The organism is Lysobacter sp. M15, assembly GCF_022662515.1.
Classification (GTDB): domain Bacteria; phylum Pseudomonadota; class Gammaproteobacteria; order Xanthomonadales; family Xanthomonadaceae; genus JAKPBU01.
The window spans coordinates 150,909-171,609 of record NZ_JAKPBV010000012.1 but is presented as its reverse complement, the minus strand read 5'-3'; the positions used below and the strand labels follow the sequence as shown (position 1 = coordinate 171,609).

Here is a 20,701-nt window from a genome sequence, read left to right as displayed (position 1 = left end):
TCCCGCAAACAGGAGAGGGGGAAAAGGTAGAAAGGCGTTTACTTATGGCATCCACCATCCGTTGCGACATCGTCAGCGCCGAAGCCGAGATCTTCCACGGTGAAGCCACCCTGGTGGTGGCGACCGGCGAAATCGGCGAGCTCGGCATCGCGCCGCGCCACGCGCCGCTGATCACGCGCCTGAAGCCGGGCAAGGTCGTGGTGACGCAGGAAAACGGCGAACAGCTCGACTTCGCCATTTCCGGCGGCATCCTGGAAGTGCAGCCGCAGGTGGTGACCATCCTGGCCGACACCGCGGTGCGCGCGCAGGATATCGACGAGGCCTCGGTGCGGACGGCGAAGGAAGAGGCCGAGCGCATCCTCGCCGGCCGCGGCGAGGCGATGGAAGTCGCCGAGGCGCAGCAGCGCCTGGCGGAGGTGACGGCGCAGCTTCAAGCGCTGGAACGTCTGCGCAAGAACCTGAAGCACTAAGCGCCGCAGTAGGGCGGGGCTTGCCCCGCTGCTCTGGGTTTGCGGTGACAGGACGCCGGCCAAGTGCCGGCGTTTCTGTACGTATCGCAGTCGGTGATCGTGGCAGCGGCTTCAGCCGCAAATGCCATCGCGCTTGCCCGCCTGCAGGAAGGTACGGCATTCGCGAGCAAGCTCGTTCCCCGCTCACGAATCAACGATCACGGCTTCTTCTGATACACCCAGTGCCGCGACAGTACGAAGCCGATCACGCCGAGCAGGAATTCCACTCCCGGCTTGGCCAGCCACGCCCATTTCAGCCCGAACCAGTCGTCGATACTGCCCATCGCCCAGGTGCTCACGGCGGTGGTGCACAGCCACATCATCAGGAAGCGCTGCAGCTGGGTGCGACCGACCTCGGTGTCGTCGCCGGCGAAGGTGAAGCGGCCGTTGAGCCAGTAGCCCAGCAGCGCCCCGGCGATGCGCCCGAAGATGTTGGCCGGCTCCACCGCCATGCCCAGGTGGCTCAGGCCCACCATCACGCCCCAGTCGACCAGCCATTGCACACCGCCTATGAGGGTGTAATGGCGTGCGTGGCGGGCCAGGGTCATGGCGTGGCGTCCGCGGGAAGCTGCCAGGTGGCGATGTCTCCGACGCTGGGCAGCGACCTGGCGCCTGCGCCCGCCAGGGCCGCCTTCTGGGCAGCGGTGATTGTGCTCGTGCGCACGAGCACATGACTGATCCCTTCCTTGCGCCACAGCCGCCTCCACGCCGCGCCGCTCGGGTCGCGTTCGGCGGCAGCCGCGGCGCGCTGCAAGGCGGGCGCGTACCACGAGGTCGTCCGGCCACGGCTGCCGAGTTCGGCGATCCACGGCGCGTCGTCAGCGATCAGCAGCACGTTGCGGTGCCCCTGTTCGCGTAGCCCGGCGATGGCTTCGCGCGCGGGCGCGTACTGCGCATACAACGGCGACGGATCGCCAGGATGCAACACCGTCTGCTTCAGCGCACCGGTCCGCAGCATCCATTGGGCATTGGCCTGGAAGGCGAAGTTCACCACGCAGACGGCGACCAGCAGATGCGCTCCGCTACGTGGCGCGAAGTGGGTCGCTGCGGATACCAGCGCCGGCAACACGAGGACCAACGGGGGAAAGGCATAGCGCAGATACTGCAACGGCAGCAATGTGATCGCCAGCATCGCGAGGCTCGCCGTGGCCAGCGCACGCGTGGGCCGGTGCCACAGGGCCAGCAGCCAGGCGCCGGCGCAGGCCACGAGCGCAAAGCCGGCCGCGCCGGCGAAGCCCTCGTGATAGTCGGCGCTGCGAAAGGTCAGCGTCCAGGGCAGCCACGGCGACCAACCCGCATGCCAGCGGGCGTCGTCGAAATTCGCCGCGTCGAAGTAGGGCGACTGGAACCAGGCGTTGAACAGCGGCAGAAACGGGTTGCCGGCAATTGTCGCCGCGTACACGTAGCTTGAACCGGCGACAATCAGCGCCAGCGCGGATGCGGCCACGAGTTTTCCGGGGGCGGGCCACGGACGGCGCAGCCAGGCCGCCCACACGATCAACAGCAGTCCTTGCATCCCGGCGAGGAGCTTCAGGCCGAAGAGGCCGCCCACGATGACGGCGCCGGCGAAGAGCGCACGTCCCTTCGGGTCGCCGGTGGGATCGAGTACCAGACAGGCGAGCCAGACGAGCAATGCAGTCGCGGCGGTTTCGGTCTGCATGCCGCCGGCCAGGCCAGCGGTCAGCGGCAGGCTGGCGTACAGGGCAACGGCGATCCACGCCTGCCGCTGGCTGCCGCCGACCAGTCTGCACAGCCGCCATACGCCGGCCGCCGTGAGCGCGATCCACAGGGCGTTGAGTGCGCCCCGCGCTTCGCGATCCGCCACCAACTGCGCGACCGCGTGCTGCACGTCGGATGCCCATGGCGCCACTGCCCAGACATGCAGCCAGGGGTCGGGCGCATAGCGCCCCCGCAGCTGCAGTTCCCAGGGCAGGCGCAGGTGATAGCCCAGATCGTCCGCCTGCAGGGTCGGCAGCCAGGTGGCAGTCGCCGCAAGACCCAGCGCGAGCACGCCCCAGGCGGCGGCGCGGGGCGCAGTGGCGATCGTGTCATGCCAGCCGACGCGCGCGTCGCGCAACGCATCGAGCACGGCGTGGCGTCTCCAGGCGATGGTCGCCAGGCACAGGGCGAGATAGCTCCATCGCGAGTGGATCGGCAGAGGCAACAGCCAACCCACGACGCCCGCGAGCAATGCCAGCCCGTAGACGCAGCGCGCCGCCACTGGACCGGCAAGCAGGCCTCCCACCGCGAGAGCCGCCAAGCCCAGCAGGCCCGCCGCCAGCAGGGGCAGTGGGCCCGCGAATACGGCCAGGGCCGCCACCAGCACCAGCACCTGGCAGCCTGCCTGGGACCAGCGCGTCACGCGTCGCAGTCCCCACGCAAGCCCGGCGACCGCCAGCGCGATCAGCAGCAGTTCGCCGAAGCGTCCGGGGCGCCAGTGTTCCCACAGGCGATAAATACCCAGCCCCGCCACACAGGCCGCCGGCCCGGCCCAGAGCAATGCCATGGCGAAGGCGGGTGGCCGGCGCGGGCGATCGTGTTGCATCGCAGGGGTGGCGTCGCCATCGCGCGTCATCGGCGACATGCTAACAAGGCCGTCAACCGTAGAATTGGCGCTTTCCACGAGCCGGACGACCATGCCCGCCCCCCTGCACGTCGTGATCCTCGCCGCCGGCGAGGGCAAACGCATGAACTCGACCCAGCCCAAGGTGCTGCAGAAGATCGCGGGACGGCCGATGCTGGCCCATGTCATCGAGGCCGCGCGCGCGCTCGCACCCGACGGCATTCATGTGGTCCATGGCCACGGCGGCGACGCGGTGCAAGCCGCATTCGCCGAACAGCAAGACCTGCATTGGGTCGAGCAGGCGCAGCAGCTCGGCACCGGCCATGCGCTGCAGCAGGCGATGCCGCAGGTGCCCGATGGCGCGCAGGTGCTGGTGCTGTACGGGGATGTCCCGCTGATCACGGCCGACAGCCTGCAGCGGCTGCTGGCGTCGGGCTCCCGGCTTTCGGTGCTGGTCGCCGAACTCGCCGATCCCGCCGGCTACGGCCGCATCATCCGCGATGCTGAAGGGCGGGTGGCCGCGATCGTCGAACACAAGGATGCCGACGACGAGCAGCGACGCATCCGCACCGTGAACACAGGCATCATCGCCGCCGAATCGACCGCGCTGAAGGGCTGGCTGGCGGCGCTCTCCAACGACAACGCGCAGGGCGAGTACTACCTGACCGACATCTTCTCGCAGGCGGCGGACGAGTACAGCGCCGCCGAAATGGTGCTGGTGGCTGACCCGATCGAAACCGAGGGCGCCAACGACCCCTGGCAGCTGGCACAACTCGAGCGCGCCTTCCAGCGCCGTGCCGTGCGCGCGTTGTGCGTGGCAGGCGCGCGCTTCGCGGACGTGACCCGCGCGGACGTACGCGGCCGGGTCAGCGTCGGCCGGGACGTGGAATTCGACATCGATGTGATCCTGGAAGGCGAGGTCGTGCTTGGCGACGGCGTCCGGATCGGTCCGTTCACCCGGCTCAAGGACGTGCATCTGGCAGCCGGTACGCAAGTGCGGGCGCACTGCGACCTGGACGGCGCGCGCACCGAAGGTGCGGTGCAGATCGGCCCGTATGCGCGCCTGCGCCCGGGTACGGTGCTCGCCGACGGCGTGCACGTGGGCAATTTCGTCGAAACCAAGAATGCCCGGCTCGGCGTGGGCAGCAAGGCGAACCACCTGACCTACCTCGGCGACGCGGTGGTCGGTGCGGGCGTCAACATCGGGGCCGGCACCATCACCTGCAACTACGACGGCGTGAACAAGTTCGGCACGACCATCGAAGACGGCGCGTTTATCGGCTCCAATGCCGCACTGGTCGCGCCGGTCACCATCGGCAGGAATGCGACCATCGGCGCAGGCTCCACCATCACCCACGACGCGCCCGCAGACCGGCTCTCGGTGGCGCGCGCGCGACAGACCGCGATCGAAGGCTGGAACCGGCCGAAGAAGAAGTAGGTCGGGGCTACGTCCCCGACGTATGTCCTCCACGACTTCCCCGATGTCCGCGATGTCGGCCGCATAGGGCCGACCTACACGTCCGGCAACACCATGCTCACGCACAGGCCTCCACCTTCGCGATTGAGCAGGGCGATGCGGCCGCCGTGCGCCTCGGCGATCTCGCGGGCCAGCGCCAGCCCCAGCCCGGTGCCGTTGCGCTTGGTCGAATAGAACGGCAGCAGCGCATTCGCCAGCACCGCCTCGTTCATGCCGCTGCCGCGGTCGAGTACGTCGATCCGCCATGCGTCCGCGGCACGGCGCACGTGCAGGCGCACGTCTTGCGGGCGCGAGCCGGATTCGTGTGCATTCCGTACCAGGTTGAGCAGGGCTTGTTCCATTTGCGCGACATCGAAGCGCGCGACGCCATCGGCGGGCGACAGGTCGTGGGCGAATTCGACCTGGTCGCGTAGCTGGTCGACGAAGCGCCCCCATTCCACCGGTTCGGTACGTGGTGCCGGCAGTTTGGCGAAACGCGCGTACTCGCGGATGAAGCCTTCCAGGTGCCGCGCGCGTTCCTCGATGGTCTGCAGCGCAGTCGGTAGCCGTTCGAGCTGGCCGCGTCGCAGCAGCTCCGCGCCCGAATGCGCCAGCGAGGCGATCGGCGCGAGAGAATTGTTGAGTTCGTGGCTGATCACACGGATCACTTTCTTCCAGGTCTGTACTTCCTGGCGCCGCAGTTCCGCGGTGAGCTGGCGCAGCATCACCAGCTCGTGGCGGCGCCCGTTGAGACGGAAACTGCGGCGCGAGAGGTGGTAGATGTCTTCTTCCTCGCCCTCGCCAACGGTGAACATGCCGTCGCCACCGCGTGCGAAGGCCTCGCGCACCGCTGGGTCGGTCCGTTCCAGCAGGACGTCGAAGTCCTGGCCTTCCAGCTTGCGACCTTCGCCCAGCAGCCGGCGCGCAGCCAGGTTGGCATGCACGACGCGCCGCGACGGATCCACCAGCACCATCGACACCGGCGTGTTCTGGACCATGGTGTCGAGCAGCAGTTCGCGCTGGACCAGCGACAGGCGCTGCTCGCGCAGAGCATCGCCCAGCGCGCGATGCGCGTCGACCAGTTCGCGCAGATCGCCGTGGCCGTTCCAGGACAGGCCGAAGCTGTAGTCACCGTCGCGATAGCTGGCCACGCTGCCGGCGAGCGCGCGGAACAGCGAACGCATCGGCGCAAACGCGCGATGCACGTGCCAGGTCAACAGCGGCAACAGGACGCCCGCAGCAAGGACCACGGCCGCCCACGGCACCAGCCAGCGCTGCAAGACCAGCGTCAGCGTCGCCGCCGCCAGCATGTAAGCCGCGGCAATCAGCGCGTAGAGCAGACCCAATGGGACTCGTGTACGCCAGCGCATGCGCGGTCAGCCCTAGCCGCGGCCGATGCCGAGCCGCTCGAGCCGCCGGTACAGCGCCTGCCGCGACAGGCCCAGGTCGGCGGCCGCTTGGGCAAGCACGCCGCCGTTGCGCGCCAGCGCGTCCTCGATCGTGGCGCGGTCCGGCTCGTCGCCGGACACCGGCGCGGCCGCGGCGACCGGAAGATGCAGATCCTGCTCGCGGATCGTGTCGCCCTGGGCCAGCAGCGCCGCGCGCTGCACGACATTGCGCAGCTCGCGCACGTTGCCGGGCCACGCGTGGCGCAACAGCGCGCGTTCGGCGCCCTCGTGCAGATGTTTGTCCGCCGGCAGGAAATGGCGCGCCAGCGGCAGTATGTCGCGTGGCCGCCGCGCCAGCGGCAGCAACCGCAGTTCGATCGCATTGAGCCGGTAGTACAGATCCTCCCGGAACGTGCCCTGCGCGATCATGGCCGCCAGGTCGGCATTGGTGGCGCTGACCACGCGGACCTTGACCGTGCGCTCGCGATTGCTGCCCAGGCGCTGGAACCGGCCGGTTTCCAGCACTCTGAGTAGCTTGACCTGGCCGGCGGCCGGCAGGGTGCCGATCTCGTCCAGGAACAAGGTGCCGCCGTCGGCGGCTTCGAACTTGCCTTCGCGCGGCTTGTTGGCTCCGGTGTAGGCGCCGGCCTCGGCGCCGAACAGTTCGGCTTCGATCAGGTCTGCCGGCAGTGCGCCGCAGTTGAGCGGCACGAACGGCCCGTTCCGCACCGCGGAATTGGCGTGGATGATCTCGGCATAACGTTCCTTGCCGGTGCCATTGGCGCCGGTGATCAGGACCGGCAGGTCCGAGCGTGCCACCTGGCAGGCGAGCATCAGCGCCGCTTCGCTGCCCGGGTCGGCATACACGATTCCGCGCAGGTCGTAGTCGCGCAGCAGCGCATCGCGGCGCTGGCGCTCTCCGGCCCGCTCGGCCATCAGGGTGCGGCGCGACTCGCCCAGTTCGAGCAGGTTGTTGACCGTGGCCAGCAGCTTGCGGTCGTCCCATGGCTTGGACAGATAGTCGGCGGCGCCGGCGCGCACCAGGTCGACCGCCGCTTCCAGATGGGTCCACGCCGTGAGCAGGATGACCGGCAGGTCGGGGTGCTCGCCACGGATCTCGTGGAACAGCGCCACGCCCTCGTCACCGGAGGTGGTATCGGCATGGAAGTTCATGTCCTGGATCACCAGGTCGATGTCGCCGCGCCGCAGTCGCGCCAATCCCTCCTCGGGCGACTGCGCGCTGGCGGTGTCGAAATCGTGCAGCGAGAACAGCGTTTCCAGTGCGGTGGCGACCGCGGGGTTGTCGTCGATGATCAGGATGGTGGGCATGGCTACCGTCGGCCGGGCCTACGCGCCCGGCGGCTCGAAGGAACATGTGCGCGCCGCGCCGGGGGCGCAGCCCCGGCGCGCACAGGTTAAACGCTGCGGGTAGCCAGCGCTGGTGGCACCGACGCCGCGCGTCGCGCGGGCCAGTACACCGCGATCTGCCCCAGCAGCCACAGCGCCACCGCGCCCACGGGCAGGTACAGCAGCGGCAGGCGTGGGAGCTCGTACTTGCCCATCAGCAGCTGATTGATGGCATATGCCAGCAGCATGCCCAGCACGATGCCGAGCGTGGCCAGCAGGAAGTTCTCGGTCTGGAAGTAGCGCAGGATCTGGGCGCGGGTGGCCCCCAGCGCACGGCGCACGCCGATCTGCTTGGTGCGCTGCTGCACCCAGAAGCTGGCCAGGCCGACGATGCCGAGCGCGGTCACGACCAGGAGCGCGATGCACACCGCCACCAGCAGCCAGGCCATCGAGCGATCCTGCCGGTAATAGGTCTCGATGACCTCGGTGAAGGGTCCCTCGCGCAGGATGATGCGGCGCGCGCTGTTGCGCTCCAGTGCCGCGACCGCGGCCTTCTGCACCTCGGCACGACGCCCGGGTTCGGTGCGCAGCGCGAAGCGGCCCATGGTGACGTTGTGCACCGGCAGCAGCATCGAATATCCGCTCTCGGCCGGTCCGCCGTTGTCGTTGGGGCGGATCAGCCGTTCGACCACGCCGACCACGCGGTGCGGCGCGTCGTTGGAGTTCCAGCTGTAGATGTTCTTGCCGATCGCGCTCTCGCCGGGGAAAAGTTTCTCGGCCACTTCGCGGGTCAGGATGGCGGCCGGTACGGTCAGCTTGGAATCGGGCTCGTTGAGCGCCTCCCAGTCCGCATACTCGTCGGGCTTGAAGTCGCGGCCTTCGACGATCCGAAGCCCGAGCGTGTGCACCAGGTTCTCGCCCAGGTAGACCGCGCTGTTGAGGTTCGGCATGGGCTGCTCGGGCTGCAGGCTGATCGAGCTGTTCCACGACGAATTGTCGAAGGGTACGTGGTTCAGGCTGGTCGCCGCCTCGACGCCGGGCAGGTTGCGCAACGCGGCGATGTCCTGCTTGACCAGCGCGCCGGCGTTCTCGTCCTCGCCGATGCCGGCGACGTTGATGCGCACCAGTTCGCTGTCGGCCATGCCGGTGGGGCGCTGCATGCGCTCCAGGCGCTGGCTGATCAGGAAGACCGCGTTGCAGATGATCGCGCACGACAGCGCGATCTCCAGCACGATCAGCGAAGCCGCGGTCTTGTGGCGGCTCAACGTGGAAAGGATGGGGCGGATGTCCATGGGCGTGTCCTGTGGGTGGGGCCTATATCCCAGGCGGTGCGAAAGTTCCGAATTGCTGGGCGTCGGGGGGCGTAGCCCCGACCTACTGCGTTTTGAGCTGGATGGCCGGCGTTACCTGCATGGCGCGCCATGCGGGCAGCAGGCCCGCCAGTACGCTGCTGACCAGCGCCAGCGCCAACGTGGTCAGCAGCATCGGCACATCCAGGTGCGCGAGTTCGGCGTAGTCGGCCGGTTGTTGACGGACAGCCCACAGGCCGAGCAGGGCCAGGCCCAGGCCGGCGATGCCACCGGCCAGACCCACGGCGCCCGATTCGATCAGGCACTGGGCGAAGATCGCGCGCCGCGATGCACCCAATGCCCTGCGCACGCCGATCTCGGACGAACGCCGCAGGAACTTGGCCAGCAGCAGGCCGACCGTGTTCACCAGGCAGACCAGCAGGAAACCGAAGGCCAGCCACATCTGCAGGCGCACGTCGCCGGGCACCGCTTCGCGCTCGTCCAGCCATTCCATGACGCTGTGCAGCCGGATGTTGGTGGGCCGCTCGAAACGTCCGGCCGCGCGTTGCTGGTTGGAATAGTTCTCCAGGTACTGGCGATAGGCCGCGACCTTTTCCGGGCTGCCGAGCTCCACCCAGTACTGGAGCCAGGTGCAGGGCGCATTGAGGCCCTGCGAGCCTTCCTCGTCGGAGCCGCTGTCGCCCCAGCAGCTCATGTTGCCCTGGCTGCCCAGGTCCAGTGCGCGCGAGGTCTGGAACGGCACGAACACCTGCTCGACTTCGGTGAAGCGGTCGTTGGTGAGATCGTAGAACTTGGGCGTCGGCCGCCATTCGTCGAGCACACCGACGATGCGGAACTGCACCCTGTTCGCCAGCAAGGTCTTGCCCACGCTGTTGCCGCCCGCGAACAGCTTGTCGTTGAGCGCGCGCGAGATGACGGCGACCCGCGCGCGTCCCTCGTCATCGGCCGCGCTCCAGCCGGAGCCGAAGCGGAAGGGCGCATCGAACATGGGGAAGAAGTCGGACGAGGTGTAGCGGGCATCGACCGAGAACGGATCAAGCTTGCCGTCCTGCGCTTCCACCGCCAGACCGCCGCCGGTCATCATCGCCTGGCGATCGCCGCGCTTGTCGCGCAGCAGCGTTTCGGCATCGAAACGCGTCATCTGTTCTTCCGGATCGTCGCCGGGGGTGAAGCCGTTCATCGAGCGCGGATCCATGCGCGGGTAGAACAGCTTGTCGCTCTTCTGCGGGATGGGATCGCCCGCCAGCACGTAGAACACGGTGAGCGTGGTCATCGCCGCGCCGATGCCCAGCGCGATCGCCAGCACCATCAATGCAGTGAGGACCTTGTTGCGCCGGAAGCTGCGCATGGCGAGGTTGAGGTAGTAGCCGAACATGGCGGGCTCCGTGGGCGCGTGGGCCGTGGTTCTGGGGGCGGAAAGCGAGTCGATCGGGTGGTCGGGCTGTACGGCGGGCGCGGCGCGTCAGGATTCGGTCGCGATCGCCGAGGACATCCGCGATTCGCGCGCGACGCGCGCCAGGCCGGGTTCCACCGACAGATCGGTGGCCATGCCGTCGACGATGTGAACGTTGCGCTGCGCGCGCGCAGCCAGCTCCGGATCGTGGGTGACCATCACGATCGTGGTGCCCTGCGCATTGATGTCCTCCAGCAGCTCCAGCACGCTGCGCGCCATCTGCGAATCCAGGTTGCCGGTGGGTTCGTCCGCGAGCAGCAGGCGTGGACTTCCAGCCAGAGCGCGTGCGATCGCAGCGCGCTGCTGCTGTCCGCCCGACAGCTCGGCCGGGAAGTGCTTCATCCGCGAGCCCAGGCCCACCAGTCCAAGCGCATCCTCGATCCGCAGCTTGCGTTCGGCCGCGGGCATGCCGCGGTAGCGCAGCGGGACGTCGCAGTTGTCGAACAGGTTGAGGTCCGGGATCAGGTTGAAGCTCTGGAAGATGAAGCCGATCTTCTGGTTGCGCAGCCGGCTGCGCGCATCGTCGGACAGGCCGCGCACGTCCGCGCCGTCGAGCAGGTAGGTTCCGCCGGTGAAGGTTTCCAGCAGGCCGGCGATGTTGAGGAACGTGGTCTTGCCCGAACCGGACGGACCGGTAACGGCGACGAACTCGCCCTCGGCCACGTGCAGATCGAGCGAACGCAGCGCATGCGTTTCGACCAGCTCGGTGCGGTAGACCTTGGCGACGGATTGCATCTGCAGCATGGGAGACTCCAGGAAGAAGGCGGGAACGCCGGCGGCGGTTCAGCCGCGGACGTGGAACAGCGTGGACAGCGGCGCGGTAGGCAGGTAGCCGCGGCGATGCGTGCGCGCGGGTGTGCGATTGGCGCTGGGCATCGCGTCGGCCGGATCGAAGGCGAAGAGCTCGAACAGGCGCAGCGGCACGGCGTCGGCGAGGTCCTGCGCGCTCCAGTGCAGCTGCGCGGGGAAGGCGAGGAAGTCTTGCTTGGATTGGACAGCCATGGTCAGTCTCCGTGGATGCGGACCCGGTCCGCGTTGTCGAACAAGTCGGTGCCCGAGACCACGATGCGGTCGCCCGCCTGCAGGCCCGAGACGATTTCCACCGACGACAGGCTGCTGGCGCCGGTGCGGATGGGGCGACGCACGGCCTGGCTGCCGTCGACGACGTAGGCGAAGCGGCCGCCGTCCTGTTCCAGGAACGGACCGCGATCGACCATCAAGACGTTGCGGCGCGTGTCGAGCACGATGCGCGCGGACAGGCGCTGGTTCTGGCGCAGGCCGGGCGGCTGCTTGCCTTCGGCGAACCGCAGGCGCGCATTGACCTCGCCATTGACCACTTCGGGCGACACCGCCGAGACCTCGGCCGCATAGGCGGTGCCGGTGCTGACGACCTGGGCCGGCATGCCGATGCCCAGATCGCGGGCGAAGCTTTCCGGCACCTTGATTTCCAGTTCGAACATGGACAGGTCGACCACGCTCATGACCGGGCCGTTGGCGACGACATTGGTGCCCTGCGCGATCTGCACCTGGCCGACCTGACCGTCGAACGGTGCGCGCACGGTCAGTTTGTCGACCTGGCGGCGCAGCTCGGCCACCACCGCTTTCTGCCGGTCGGCGAGCAGGCGCTTGTTGCGCGCGTCCAGGCCCGCGCCTTCGGACTGCAGGCGGAACTCGCGCTGCGCCGCCGAGAGACCCAGTTCGGATTTCTTCATGGTGTCTTGCGCGGCCGACAGGTCGACCTGCGGCACCGCGCCGCCATCGAACCCGCGTTGGAAGCGCTGCAGGTCGCGTTCCGCAGCGGTGCGGTCGATCTGCGCCTGGTCGAGCAGCTTGCGTGCATTCGAACGCGACAGCTGCGCATCGAGCAGCGCTCGGCTGGCCTCGGCTTCCATGCTTGCGAGGGTGGATTCCTCCTGCACCAGCTTGCTGCGCAGTTCTGGGCTGTCGATCACCGCCAGCGCCTGGCCCTTCCTGACCCGGTCGCCGGCCACCACCTTCAGCGCGACTGTACCGGCGGCGATCGCGTACAGGGTCGGGCTGTTGGCCGCGATCAGGCGGCCGTCCGCCGACAGGTCGCGCACCAGGTCGCCGCGCTTCACCTCGGCAACGCGCAGGCGCTCGGCATCGAAGGAGCGACCGCCGCTTGCCCAGCCGCTGACCACCCATGCAAGCAGCGCCAGCAGCAGCGCCCCGCCGATGGCGCCGGCCAACCAGGCCTTGCGCTGGCGGCTGGCACGCGGCGCGGCCAGTACCGTGTCCTGGCCGGCGGTGTCGCGGATGCGGGCGCGTTGTTCCATGCGATGCGGGCTCTGCTGGGGATTACCCAGGTACAAAGCAATCGGCGTGCCAATCGCAACAGATTGATTTATATGGAAAATAATCCGGAACGAAGTGTCCGTCCGGACGGTCGGAGCGTCCGCGCGGACGCTGTTGCCGGGTTTCGCCGTTTACACTGCAAACGACAAACAAAGGGCTTCTTCCATGTGCGGCATCGTCGGCGCGATCGCGAATCGCGATGTGGTTCCCGTCCTGATCGAGGGCCTGAAACGGCTCGAATACCGGGGCTACGATTCGGCGGGCATCGCCATCGTCGATGCCGGGGCCGCGGATGGTCCCGACGTGCGCCGCGTGCGCCGCACTGGCCGCGTTTCCGAAATGGAAGCGGCGGCAACCAGCGAGGCATTTCACTCCAGCCTCGGCATCGGCCACACCCGATGGGCGACCCACGGCGGGGTGACCGAAGGCAATGCGCACCCGCACATCAGCCACGGTGTGGCGCTGGTGCACAACGGCATCATCGAGAACCACGAGCAGCAGCGCGAACGCCTGCGCGCGCTGGGTTACGCATTCGAGTCGCAGACCGATACCGAGGTCATCGCGCATCTGATCCACCATCACCTGCAGCAGGGCAACGACCTGCTGGCGGCGCTGCAGAAGACCGTGAAGGAACTCCATGGCGCTTACGCGCTGGCCGTGGTCAGCCGCAAGGAGCCCGGACGCATGGTCTGCGCGCGCATGGGCTGTCCGCTGCTCATCGGCCTGGGCGATGGCGAGAACTTCGTGGCTTCGGACGTGTCGGCGATCGTGCAGGCCACGCGCCGGGTGATCTTCCTCGAGGAAGGCGACACTGCCGAAGTCACGCGCGAAGCGGTACGCGTCTTCGGTGCCGACGACCAGCCGGTCGAGCGCGAAGTGCATGTCTCGGACGTGTCGCTGGCATCGCTGGAGCTGGGGCCGTACCGGCACTTCATGCAGAAGGAGATCCACGAACAGCCGCGCGCGATCGGCGACACGATCGAGGCGATTGCCGACCGCAACGCATTCGACCCCGCGCTGTTCGGAGCCGACGCGGAATCGGTGTTCGACGGCATCGAGGCGATCCAGATCCTCGCCTGCGGCACGAGCTACTACGCCGGCCTGACCGCGCGTTACTGGATCGAGGCCCTGTGCGGGATCCCGTGCGCGGTGGACATCGCCAGCGAGTACCGCTACCGCGAAGTCGTCGCCAACCCCAACCAGCTGGTCGTCACCATTTCCCAGTCGGGCGAGACGCTCGACACGATGGAGGCGCTGAAGTACGCCAAGGCGCTGGGCCATGCGCGCACGCTATCGATCTGCAACGTGCCAGAGAGCGCGATTCCGCGCGCCAGCAAGCTGGTGTTCTACACCCGCGCCGGCGCCGAGATCGGCGTGGCGTCGACCAAGGCCTTCACCACCCAGCTGGTGGCGCTGTTCGCGCTGGCCGGCACCGTGGCCAAGCTGCGCGGGCGGCTGGACGATGCGAAGGAAACCGAACTGATCGAGGCGCTGCGGCACCTGCCCGGCAGCGTCCAGCACGCGCTCAACCTGGAGCCGCAGATCATCGCCTGGTCCGAGCGATTCGCGCCCAAGCAGCATGCCCTGTTCCTGGGCCGCGGTGTGCACTACCCGATCGCGCTCGAAGGCGCGCTCAAGCTCAAGGAGATCTCCTACATCCATGCCGAGGCCTACCCCGCCGGGGAGCTCAAGCATGGGCCGCTGGCACTGGTCGACAGCGACATGCCGGTGGTGGTGATCGCGCCCAACGACGCGCTGCTGGAAAAGGTCAAATCCAACATCCAGGAAGTGCGCGCGCGCGGCGGCGAGATGTACGTGTTCGCCGATGCCGACAGCCATTTCAGCGAATCCGAAGGCGTGCATGTGATCCGCACCCCGCGCCACGTCGGCATCCTCAGCCCGATCGTGCACGCGATCCCGGTGCAGCTGCTCGCCTACCACGCCGCGCTGGCGCGTGGCACCGACGTCGACAAGCCCCGCAACCTGGCCAAGTCGGTGACCGTGGAGTGACCTGCGCGGCGGGCTAAACTGGCGTGCACCTCACGCCAGGAGCCCTGCATGTCCACTTCGGTCGCCGGATTGATCGACGCGTACGACCCGACGCTGCCGCTGGCCGAAGCGAGCACGATCCCGGCCTCCTGGTACGTGGATCCGCGGATCCACGCGCTGGAGAAGCAGACCACCTTCGCCCGCACCTGGCAGTTTGCCGCGCGTGCGGACCAGGTCCGTGCGCCGGGCGACTATGCCACCTGCGAGATCGCCGGCGAACCGATCCTGGTGGTGCGCGGCGAGGACGGGGTGCTGCGCGGCTTCTTCAACGTCTGCCGGCACCATGCCGCCGCGGTCATGACCGCCGAGCAGGGCTGCGCGAAGAACCTGCGTTGTCCCTATCACGGCTGGACCTACACCCTAGAGGGTGCGCTCAAGGGCACGCCCGGATTCCTCGAAGAGTGCCATTTCGACCGCGCCGGTCACGGCCTGGTGCCGGTGGATGTCGAGGAATGGGAACAGTGGGTGTTCGTGCGGCTCGAGCGCGGCGGCCCGTCGCTGGCGGAGTACTTCGGCGAGACGGTGATGGCCGAGCTGCGCGCGCTGCGGCTGGACACGCTGCACTGGTTCGAGCGCCGTCACTACATCTTCGACTGCAACTGGAAGGTGTTCGTCGACAACTACCTCGACGGCGGCTACCACGTCCCGCACCTGCACAAGGGGCTGAACAGCGTGCTGGACTTCAAGCGCTACACCATCGAGAACGGTCCGCGCCATTGCCTGCAGTCGAGCCCGGTGGTGCAGGGCGACGATGCGACGTTCTCCGCGGTGCGCGGCGGCGATCGCGCGCTGTACTACTGGTTCCACCCCAACTTCATGCTCAACTGGTACGAGGGCAAGCTCGATACCAACATCGTGCGCCCGCTCGGCGTGGACCGGACCGAGGTGATCTTCGACTTCTGGTTCGCCGACGTGTCCGAGGCTGCACGCGGGCAGAACCTGGCGAGCATCGCGGTCGGCGACGTGGTCCAGGACGAGGACATGGCGATCTGCCATTCGGTGCAGCGCGGTCTGCGCTCGCGCGCGTATTCGACCGGTCGCCTGTCCGCGCGACGCGAAGCCGGCGAGCATCTGTTCCACCGCCTACTGCACGCGGATCTGTCCGCGGGAGCGTGACAGTGTCGCCGGAGCGGCCTCCGGTGCGAATGCTTTGGGTGGTTTTGCGGGAAGGCGATCGCGAGCAAGCTCGCTCCCACGGGGCCGACTCAGTGATCCTGCGCGTCCGGCTCGTCGAAGAAGGCAGGCATCGGGGCCTCATCCTGCTCCATATGCGTGGTCGTGACCGGACCGGCCGCCGGGCGTCCGCGTGGCGGCGGCAGCAGGGCGATCGCCGCCTCGGCTTCGGCCACCAGCTGTTCGCGCCGCGCGTGCGGCACCTCCTGCCAATGGCAGTCGAGCAGGGCGCCTTCCAGCGCATAGAGCAGGTTCATGCTGGGCTTGAAGCCGGCGCGCTTCACGCGCATGAATGCATCCACGGTGCCGGCCGCCTCCAGGTCCGCACGCGTGCGCAGACCGACCTGGCGCAGCCAGGCGGCGCTCTTGGGTCCCACATTGCGGAGCTTGTCGGCGGTGGAAGTCATGGCAATGACTGTATCAACGCAAAGGCGAGCGCTTCGAGGCCAGCCTGGTCGTCGGCATCGAAGCGTGCATGCTTCGGACTGTCGAGATCGAACACGCCGAGCAGGCTGCCGTCGGCCGCGACCAGCGGCACGACCAGCTCGGAATTGGACGCCGAGTCGCAGGCGATGTGTCCCGGGAATGCGTGCACATCGTCGATACGCTGGGTCTGCCGCGTACTCGCGGCTGCCCCGCAGACGCCCTTGTCCAGCGGGATACGCACGCAGGCCGGCAGCCCCTGGAACGGACCGACCACCAGCTCGACACCATCGAAGAAATAGAACCCGACCCAGTTGAGATCCGGGAGCGCATGGTAGACCAGGGCTGCCAGGTTGGCGGCGTTGGCGACCCGGTCGGATTCGCCGGCCATCAGCGCGCGCGCCTGCTGCAACAACTGGGCGTACTGCTCGGCCTTGTTGCCGGTAAGCGAGGAAGCAGTGAACATGGACGAAGTGTAGGCGATGCGGATGTTCCGTACTGGGGGCAGGGTGCCTGGCGATCAAGCAAAGCGGTATGAACACGGTCTCCGGTTGTGTGGACGCCCGTTCATGCGCGCCGTCGGCATGCCCGGTGCGGCATTGCCGTGTCCGCCGCCGCGGCTTGCGATCATCCATGGCCTCCCGCCGATGCGGAGCCGGGCGGCGCCGTCGGCCGCTGCGTCGCGGCCGCAATGAACCAGGGCTTGTACGTCACCGGTACCGACACCGGCATCGGCAAGACCGTCGCGAGCTGCGCACTGCTGCATGCGCTGCGCGCGCAAGGCCGGACCGCCGTGGGCATGAAGCCGGTCGCCAGCGGCTGCGAGCGGGTCGGCGGTGCGTGGCGCAATGCCGATGCGCTGGCGCTGATCGAAGCGGGTTCTGAGCGCTTCGATTATTCCTTGCACAATCCCTACGCGTTGCCGGCTGCGACCGCACCACAGTTGGCCGCGCGCGATGCGGCGATGACGGTCACGCTTGCGCCGATCCTCGAAGCGTATCGCCGGATTGCCGCACAAGCCGACAACGTGGTGGTGGAGGGCGTGGGTGGCTGGGCCGCGCCGCTCGCCGATGGCCTGGACCAGGCCGAGCTGGTGCGTGCGCTCGCGCTGCCGGTCGTGCTGGTGGTCGGGCTGCGGCTGGGCTGTCTGAGTCACGCGCGGCTCAGCGCGCGGGCGATCGAAGGCGACGGTTGTCGGTTGGTGGGATGGATCGGCAGCGCGGTCGATCCGGCGTTCGATCGCGCGGACGAGTATGTCCACCTGTTGGAGGATGCGTTGCCGGTTCCGTGCATGGGCATGCTGCCGCATGGCGCCAACGCCGTGCGGCTGGCATCTCACCTCGACGTATCGCTGCTGTTGTAGGAACGCCGCTTCGGCGCGACAGAGACGTCCCGGAGGCCATGGTCGCGCCGAAGCGGCGCTCCTACAAAGGCCGTTCGTCCAGCAGACTGGTTCTCGCCCCAGAACAGAACGGGCGCATTGCTGCGCCCGTTCGTATCCCGCGGATTGGTTCGGACCCTCAGCCGTGCTGTGGTTCCGGCGGCGGCAGGTGGCCCGCCTCCGCCTCGGCCGCCTTTTCGTGATCGCGATCGTGGGCGTGGTCGCGCGCCAGGTAGAGGTAGAAGGCCGGCAGCACGAACAGGGTGAACATCGTGCCGATGGTCATGCCCGAGGCGATCACCGTCCCCATCGAGAAGCGCGACGCAGCGCCCGGACCCTTGGCGATCAACAGCGGAATCATCGCGAACACCAGCGCTGCTGTGGTCATCAGCACCGGGCGCAGGCGGATGGCGGTCGCTTCCTCGATCGCCTCGCGCTTGCTCAGGCCCTGCTCGATCTGCAGCTTGTTCGCAAACTCCACGATCAGGATGCCGTGCTTGGAGATCACGCCCACCAGGGTCACCAGGCCGACCTGGGTGTAGATGTTGATGCTCATGCCGGGGAAGGCCTCGATCCCGCTCATGCCCAGGATGCCGCTGAGGATCGCCAGGATGTTGAGCGTGAGCAGGGCGCCGCAGATCGCCATCGGAACGGTCAGCAGCATGATCAGCGCATCGCGGAAGCTCTCGAACTGGGCGGAGAGGACCAGGAAGATCACCAGCAGCGCCAGGCCCAGGGTCACCAGCATGGCCGAGCCTTCCTGCTTGAACTGGCGCGATTCACCGGCGTAGTCCACGGTGAACCCCTGCGGCAGCACTTCCTTCGCCGCCTGGTCCAGGATCTCCAGCGCCTGGCCCTTGCTCACGCCCGGCCGCGGCGCGAACGTGATCGACACCGCATTGAGCTGCTGGAAGCGCTTGAGCGACTGCGGCTGCGCGCTTTCCTTCAGGGTGACGATCGTGGACAGCGGGATCAGCTCGCCGTCGCGGGTGCGGGTGTAGTAGTTCTCCAGCGCGCTGGCGTTGAGCCGGTCGCTGCGCTGCACCTGCGGGATCACCAGATAGGACCGGTTCTGCATCGCGAAGCGGTTGGTATAGCCGCCCGACAGCATCGCCGCCATGTCCGCGGACAGGGTGCGCATGTCGATGCCGAGCGAAGCCGCCTTGTCGCGATCGATGTTCACCTCGATCCGTGGCTTGTCGATCTTCAGGTCCTTGTCCAGGAAGATGAAGCGCTTGCTTTCCATCGCCTTGGCCAGGATCGCGTCGGCGAGCTCGCTGAGCTGGCTCAGCTCACCCACGCCGCCGATGATGAACTCGCCGCCGCCGTCGCCGCCGGCGCTGGGCAGCGAAGGCGGCACCAGCGCGAACACGTTCAGTCCGGTGACCTGCGACATCTGCGGCTGCAGTTTCTGCTCCAGCACCGCCTTGGTCGACATGTCGCGCTCGCTCCAGGGCTTGAGCACGAAGCCGGCCATGGCGCTGGGGCTGGCCCCGCCACCGCTGCCGCCGAAGCCGCCGTTGAACAGGAAGTAGTCCTGGACCTCGGGGACGGTCTTGGCGAGCTTGGTGATCTCCTCGGTGTAGCGTTCGACGTAGTCGAGCGTGGAGTACGGGTCGGCGCTGCCGATCGAGAAGATGAAGCCCTCGTCCTCGAGCGGCGCGGGCTCCTTGGGCGCGGTCATGTACAGGAACGCGCAGCTGACCAGCACGATCGCACCGAACACGGCGATCACCGATTTGGTTTCCAGCGCGCCGTGCAGCTTGCGCTGGTAGCCGTGGCGCAGCCAGTCGAACTTCTCGTCCAGCCACGCCTCGAGCCTGCCCTTGCCGCCTTCGCCATGCGGCTTGAGGATCTTGGCGCTCATCATCGGCGACAGGGTCAGCGCGATCACGCCCGACAGCAGCACGCTCCCGGCCAGGGTGAAGGCGAACTCGGTGAACAGGATGCCGGTCAGGCCGCCCTGGAAGCCGATCGGCAGATACACCGCCACCAGCGTCGTGGTCATCGCCACCACCGGCCAGGCGAGCTCGCGCGCGCCCTTGATCGCGGCGTCGTAGGGCTTCATGCCCTCCTCGATGTGGCGATGGATGTTCTCGAGCACGATGATCGCATCGTCCACCACGATGCCGATCGCCAGCACCATCGCCAGCAGGGTCAGCAGGTTGATGGTGAAGCCCATCAGCAGCATCAGGAACAGCGAGCCGATCAGCGACAGCGGCACGGTCACCGCCGGGATCAGCACGCTGCGCAGCGAGCCCAGGAAAAGGAAGATCACCACGATCACGATGATCACCGCTTCCACGATCGTGGTGATCACTTCGTTGATCGCGTCCTGGATCGCCTCGGTGCTGTCGTAGGGAATCGTGCCCTTGATGCCCTGTGGCAGCTGCGGCACGATCTGGTCGTCCCACAGCTTGCGCACGTTCTTGATCACGTCGAGCGAGTTGGCATCGGGCGCGACGAAGATGCCCACGAACGTCGCCGCCTCGCCGTTGATGCGCACCGAGGTGCCGTAGGTTTCCGAACCCAGGACCACGTCGGCCACGTCGCCCAGGCGCACGATCGCGCCGTCCTGCTCGCGGATCACCAGCTTGCGGAATTCCTCGGCGGTGCGCAGGTCGGTGCGCGCGGTCATGTCGATGGCGACCATCTGGCCCTTGGTCGAACCCACGGCCGAGAGCACATTGTTGGACTGCAGCGCGTTGTTCACGTCGCTGGCGGTCACCTTGAGCGCGGTCATGCGGTCGGGTTTCAGCCACACGCGCATCGCGAACGTGCCCGCGCCGAGGATGTCGGCGCGCTGCACGCCCGGCACGGTGACCAGCTTGGGCTGGATCACCCGGGTCAGGTAATCGGTGATCTGGTTGTTGTCGAGGGTGTCGCTGGCGAAGGACAGATACATCGCGCCGATCTGCTGGCCCTGCTGCAGGTCGATCACCGGATCCTCCGACTCCGGCGGTAGCTGGCCGCGCATCTTGTTGACCTTGGCCGCGATCTGGGTGAGCGCTTCGTTCGGATCCTGGTCCAGGCGGATGTAGGCCTGAATCGAGCTCACGCCCGCCGAGCTGGTCGAGCTCATGTACTCGATGCCCTCGGCACTGGCGATCTCGCGTTCCAGCGGCGTGGTGATGAAGCCCTGGATCAGGTCCGCGTCGGCGCCGTAGTACACGGTGCTGATGTTGACCACCGCGTTGCGCAGCTCCGGGTACTGGCGCACGTTGAGCTCGGTGAACGCGCGCATCCCGAAGATCAGGATGAACAGGCTGACGACGATCGCCAGCACTGGCTTGTTGATGAAGATGTCGGTGAATTTCATCGTGCGACTCGCTC

At 67.7% G+C, this 20,701-nt stretch carries 17 protein-coding genes; 5 read left to right on the top strand and 12 right to left on the bottom strand.

Translation table 11 applies throughout. The annotated features are described in order from the left end of the window. Positions 1 to 44 precede the first annotated feature (44 nt). On the top strand, positions 45 to 470 hold the full coding sequence (locus MC380_RS12395) for a F0F1 ATP synthase subunit epsilon (protein ID WP_242101673.1): 426 nt from the start codon (positions 45 to 47) through the stop codon (positions 468 to 470). A 197-nt stretch (positions 471 to 667) separates the two neighbouring features. Here MC380_RS12395 and MC380_RS12390 read toward each other — a convergent pair whose 3' ends face one another. Both MC380_RS12390 and MC380_RS12385 read right to left on the bottom strand, forming a co-directional pair. Beyond that, the gene (locus MC380_RS12390) at positions 668 to 1,057 is read right to left on the bottom strand and encodes a GtrA family protein (protein ID WP_242101672.1); all 390 of its coding nucleotides are present in this window, start codon (positions 1,055 to 1,057) and stop codon (positions 668 to 670) included. Then, entirely contained in the window at positions 1,054 to 3,084 is a 2,031-nt protein-coding gene (locus MC380_RS12385) for a hypothetical protein (RefSeq protein ID WP_242165093.1), read from the bottom strand. Before MC380_RS12385 ends, MC380_RS12390 begins: the two co-directional genes overlap by 4 nt. Positions 3,085 to 3,145: 61 nt before the next feature. On the opposite strand from MC380_RS12385, the gene glmU reads away from it, so the two are divergent. Next, positions 3,146 to 4,510 (top strand): bifunctional UDP-N-acetylglucosamine diphosphorylase/glucosamine-1-phosphate N-acetyltransferase GlmU, encoded by a 1,365-nt coding sequence (glmU, locus tag MC380_RS12380; protein WP_242101670.1) that lies wholly within the window; start codon positions 3,146 to 3,148, stop codon positions 4,508 to 4,510. A gap of 74 nt (positions 4,511 to 4,584) precedes the next feature. On the opposite strand, the gene MC380_RS12375 is transcribed toward glmU, so the two are convergent. The 7 genes from MC380_RS12375 to MC380_RS12345 form a co-directional block, all read right to left on the bottom strand. Then, a complete protein-coding gene (locus MC380_RS12375; RefSeq protein WP_343223576.1) occupies positions 4,585 to 5,874 on the bottom strand; it encodes an ATP-binding protein in 1,290 nt (429 codons plus the stop codon). 36 nt (positions 5,875 to 5,910) lie between these two features. Further along, positions 5,911 to 7,245 carry a sigma-54 dependent transcriptional regulator gene (locus tag MC380_RS12370; protein ID WP_242101668.1) on the bottom strand — a complete coding sequence of 445 codons (1,335 nt, stop codon included), beginning with the start codon at positions 7,243 to 7,245 and terminating at the stop codon, positions 5,911 to 5,913. 86 nt (positions 7,246 to 7,331) lie between these two features. After that, positions 7,332 to 8,555 (bottom strand): FtsX-like permease family protein, encoded by a 1,224-nt coding sequence (locus MC380_RS12365; RefSeq protein WP_242101667.1) that lies wholly within the window; start codon positions 8,553 to 8,555, stop codon positions 7,332 to 7,334. Positions 8,556 to 8,637: 82 nt separating this feature from the next. Further along, a complete protein-coding gene (locus MC380_RS12360) occupies positions 8,638 to 9,948 on the bottom strand; it encodes an ABC transporter permease (RefSeq protein WP_242101666.1) in 1,311 nt (436 codons plus the stop codon). Between the two features lie 87 nt (positions 9,949 to 10,035). Further along, the gene (locus MC380_RS12355) at positions 10,036 to 10,770 is read right to left on the bottom strand and encodes an ABC transporter ATP-binding protein (RefSeq protein WP_242101665.1); all 735 of its coding nucleotides are present in this window, start codon (positions 10,768 to 10,770) and stop codon (positions 10,036 to 10,038) included. A gap of 39 nt (positions 10,771 to 10,809) precedes the next feature. Beyond that, on the bottom strand, positions 10,810 to 11,028 hold the full coding sequence (locus tag MC380_RS12350; RefSeq protein WP_242101664.1) for a hypothetical protein: 219 nt from the start codon (positions 11,026 to 11,028) through the stop codon (positions 10,810 to 10,812). 2 nt (positions 11,029 to 11,030) lie between these two features. Continuing rightward, positions 11,031 to 12,323, bottom strand: coding sequence for an efflux RND transporter periplasmic adaptor subunit (locus MC380_RS12345; RefSeq protein WP_242101663.1), 1,293 nt, complete (start codon positions 12,321 to 12,323; stop codon positions 11,031 to 11,033). A 184-nt stretch (positions 12,324 to 12,507) separates the two neighbouring features. On the opposite strand from MC380_RS12345, the gene glmS reads away from it, so the two are divergent. Together glmS and MC380_RS12335 are read left to right on the top strand one after the other, a co-directional pair. Continuing rightward, complete coding sequence (gene glmS, locus MC380_RS12340; protein ID WP_242101662.1) at positions 12,508 to 14,352, top strand: glutamine--fructose-6-phosphate transaminase (isomerizing); 1,845 nt, start codon at positions 12,508 to 12,510, stop codon at positions 14,350 to 14,352. 48 nt (positions 14,353 to 14,400) lie between these two features. Continuing rightward, complete coding sequence (locus MC380_RS12335; protein WP_242101661.1) at positions 14,401 to 15,507, top strand: aromatic ring-hydroxylating dioxygenase subunit alpha; 1,107 nt, start codon at positions 14,401 to 14,403, stop codon at positions 15,505 to 15,507. Positions 15,508 to 15,596: 89 nt separating this feature from the next. Here MC380_RS12335 and MC380_RS12330 read toward each other — a convergent pair whose 3' ends face one another. Together MC380_RS12330 and MC380_RS12325 are read right to left on the bottom strand one after the other, a co-directional pair. After that, on the bottom strand, positions 15,597 to 15,971 hold the full coding sequence (locus MC380_RS12330) for a TfoX/Sxy family protein (RefSeq protein ID WP_242101660.1): 375 nt from the start codon (positions 15,969 to 15,971) through the stop codon (positions 15,597 to 15,599). Next, positions 15,968 to 16,453 carry a GAF domain-containing protein gene (locus MC380_RS12325; protein WP_242101659.1) on the bottom strand — a complete coding sequence of 162 codons (486 nt, stop codon included), beginning with the start codon at positions 16,451 to 16,453 and terminating at the stop codon, positions 15,968 to 15,970. Before MC380_RS12325 ends, MC380_RS12330 begins: the two co-directional genes overlap by 4 nt. 225 nt (positions 16,454 to 16,678) lie before the next feature. Between MC380_RS12325 and bioD the strand changes: the two genes are divergently transcribed. Continuing rightward, complete coding sequence (gene bioD / locus MC380_RS12320) at positions 16,679 to 17,350, top strand: dethiobiotin synthase (protein WP_242101658.1); 672 nt, start codon at positions 16,679 to 16,681, stop codon at positions 17,348 to 17,350. A gap of 157 nt (positions 17,351 to 17,507) precedes the next feature. Here the strand turns inward: bioD and MC380_RS12315 are convergent, their stop codons facing one another. Further along, a complete protein-coding gene (locus tag MC380_RS12315; protein ID WP_242101657.1) occupies positions 17,508 to 20,687 on the bottom strand; it encodes an efflux RND transporter permease subunit in 3,180 nt (1,059 codons plus the stop codon). Positions 20,688 to 20,701: the final 14 nt, after the last annotated feature.

What these genes read in the sequence shown, in the direction of transcription:
- MC380_RS12345 (WP_242101663.1), bottom strand. Translation starts at nt 12,323, where the DNA reads ATGGAACAACGCGCCCGCATCCGCGACACCGCCGGCCAGGACACGGTA.
- MC380_RS12395 (WP_242101673.1), top strand. Translation starts at nt 45, where the DNA reads ATGGCATCCACCATCCGTTGCGACATCGTCAGCGCCGAAGCCGAGATC.
- MC380_RS12370 (WP_242101668.1), bottom strand. Translation starts at nt 7,245, where the DNA reads ATGCCCACCATCCTGATCATCGACGACAACCCCGCGGTCGCCACCGCA.
- MC380_RS12350 (WP_242101664.1), bottom strand. Translation starts at nt 11,028, where the DNA reads ATGGCTGTCCAATCCAAGCAAGACTTCCTCGCCTTCCCCGCGCAGCTG.
- MC380_RS12385 (WP_242165093.1), bottom strand. Translation starts at nt 3,084, where the DNA reads ATGACGCGCGATGGCGACGCCACCCCTGCGATGCAACACGATCGCCCG.
- MC380_RS12335 (WP_242101661.1), top strand. Translation starts at nt 14,401, where the DNA reads ATGTCCACTTCGGTCGCCGGATTGATCGACGCGTACGACCCGACGCTG.
- MC380_RS12330 (WP_242101660.1), bottom strand. Translation starts at nt 15,971, where the DNA reads ATGACTTCCACCGCCGACAAGCTCCGCAATGTGGGACCCAAGAGCGCC.
- MC380_RS12315 (WP_242101657.1), bottom strand. Translation starts at nt 20,687, where the DNA reads ATGAAATTCACCGACATCTTCATCAACAAGCCAGTGCTGGCGATCGTC.
- glmS (WP_242101662.1), top strand. Translation starts at nt 12,508, where the DNA reads ATGTGCGGCATCGTCGGCGCGATCGCGAATCGCGATGTGGTTCCCGTC.
- MC380_RS12355 (WP_242101665.1), bottom strand. Translation starts at nt 10,770, where the DNA reads ATGCTGCAGATGCAATCCGTCGCCAAGGTCTACCGCACCGAGCTGGTC.
- glmU (WP_242101670.1), top strand. Translation starts at nt 3,146, where the DNA reads ATGCCCGCCCCCCTGCACGTCGTGATCCTCGCCGCCGGCGAGGGCAAA.
- bioD (WP_242101658.1), top strand. Translation starts at nt 16,679, where the DNA reads ATGAACCAGGGCTTGTACGTCACCGGTACCGACACCGGCATCGGCAAG.
- MC380_RS12390 (WP_242101672.1), bottom strand. Translation starts at nt 1,057, where the DNA reads ATGACCCTGGCCCGCCACGCACGCCATTACACCCTCATAGGCGGTGTG.
- MC380_RS12360 (WP_242101666.1), bottom strand. Translation starts at nt 9,948, where the DNA reads ATGTTCGGCTACTACCTCAACCTCGCCATGCGCAGCTTCCGGCGCAAC.
- MC380_RS12365 (WP_242101667.1), bottom strand. Translation starts at nt 8,555, where the DNA reads ATGGACATCCGCCCCATCCTTTCCACGTTGAGCCGCCACAAGACCGCG.
- MC380_RS12325 (WP_242101659.1), bottom strand. Translation starts at nt 16,453, where the DNA reads ATGTTCACTGCTTCCTCGCTTACCGGCAACAAGGCCGAGCAGTACGCC.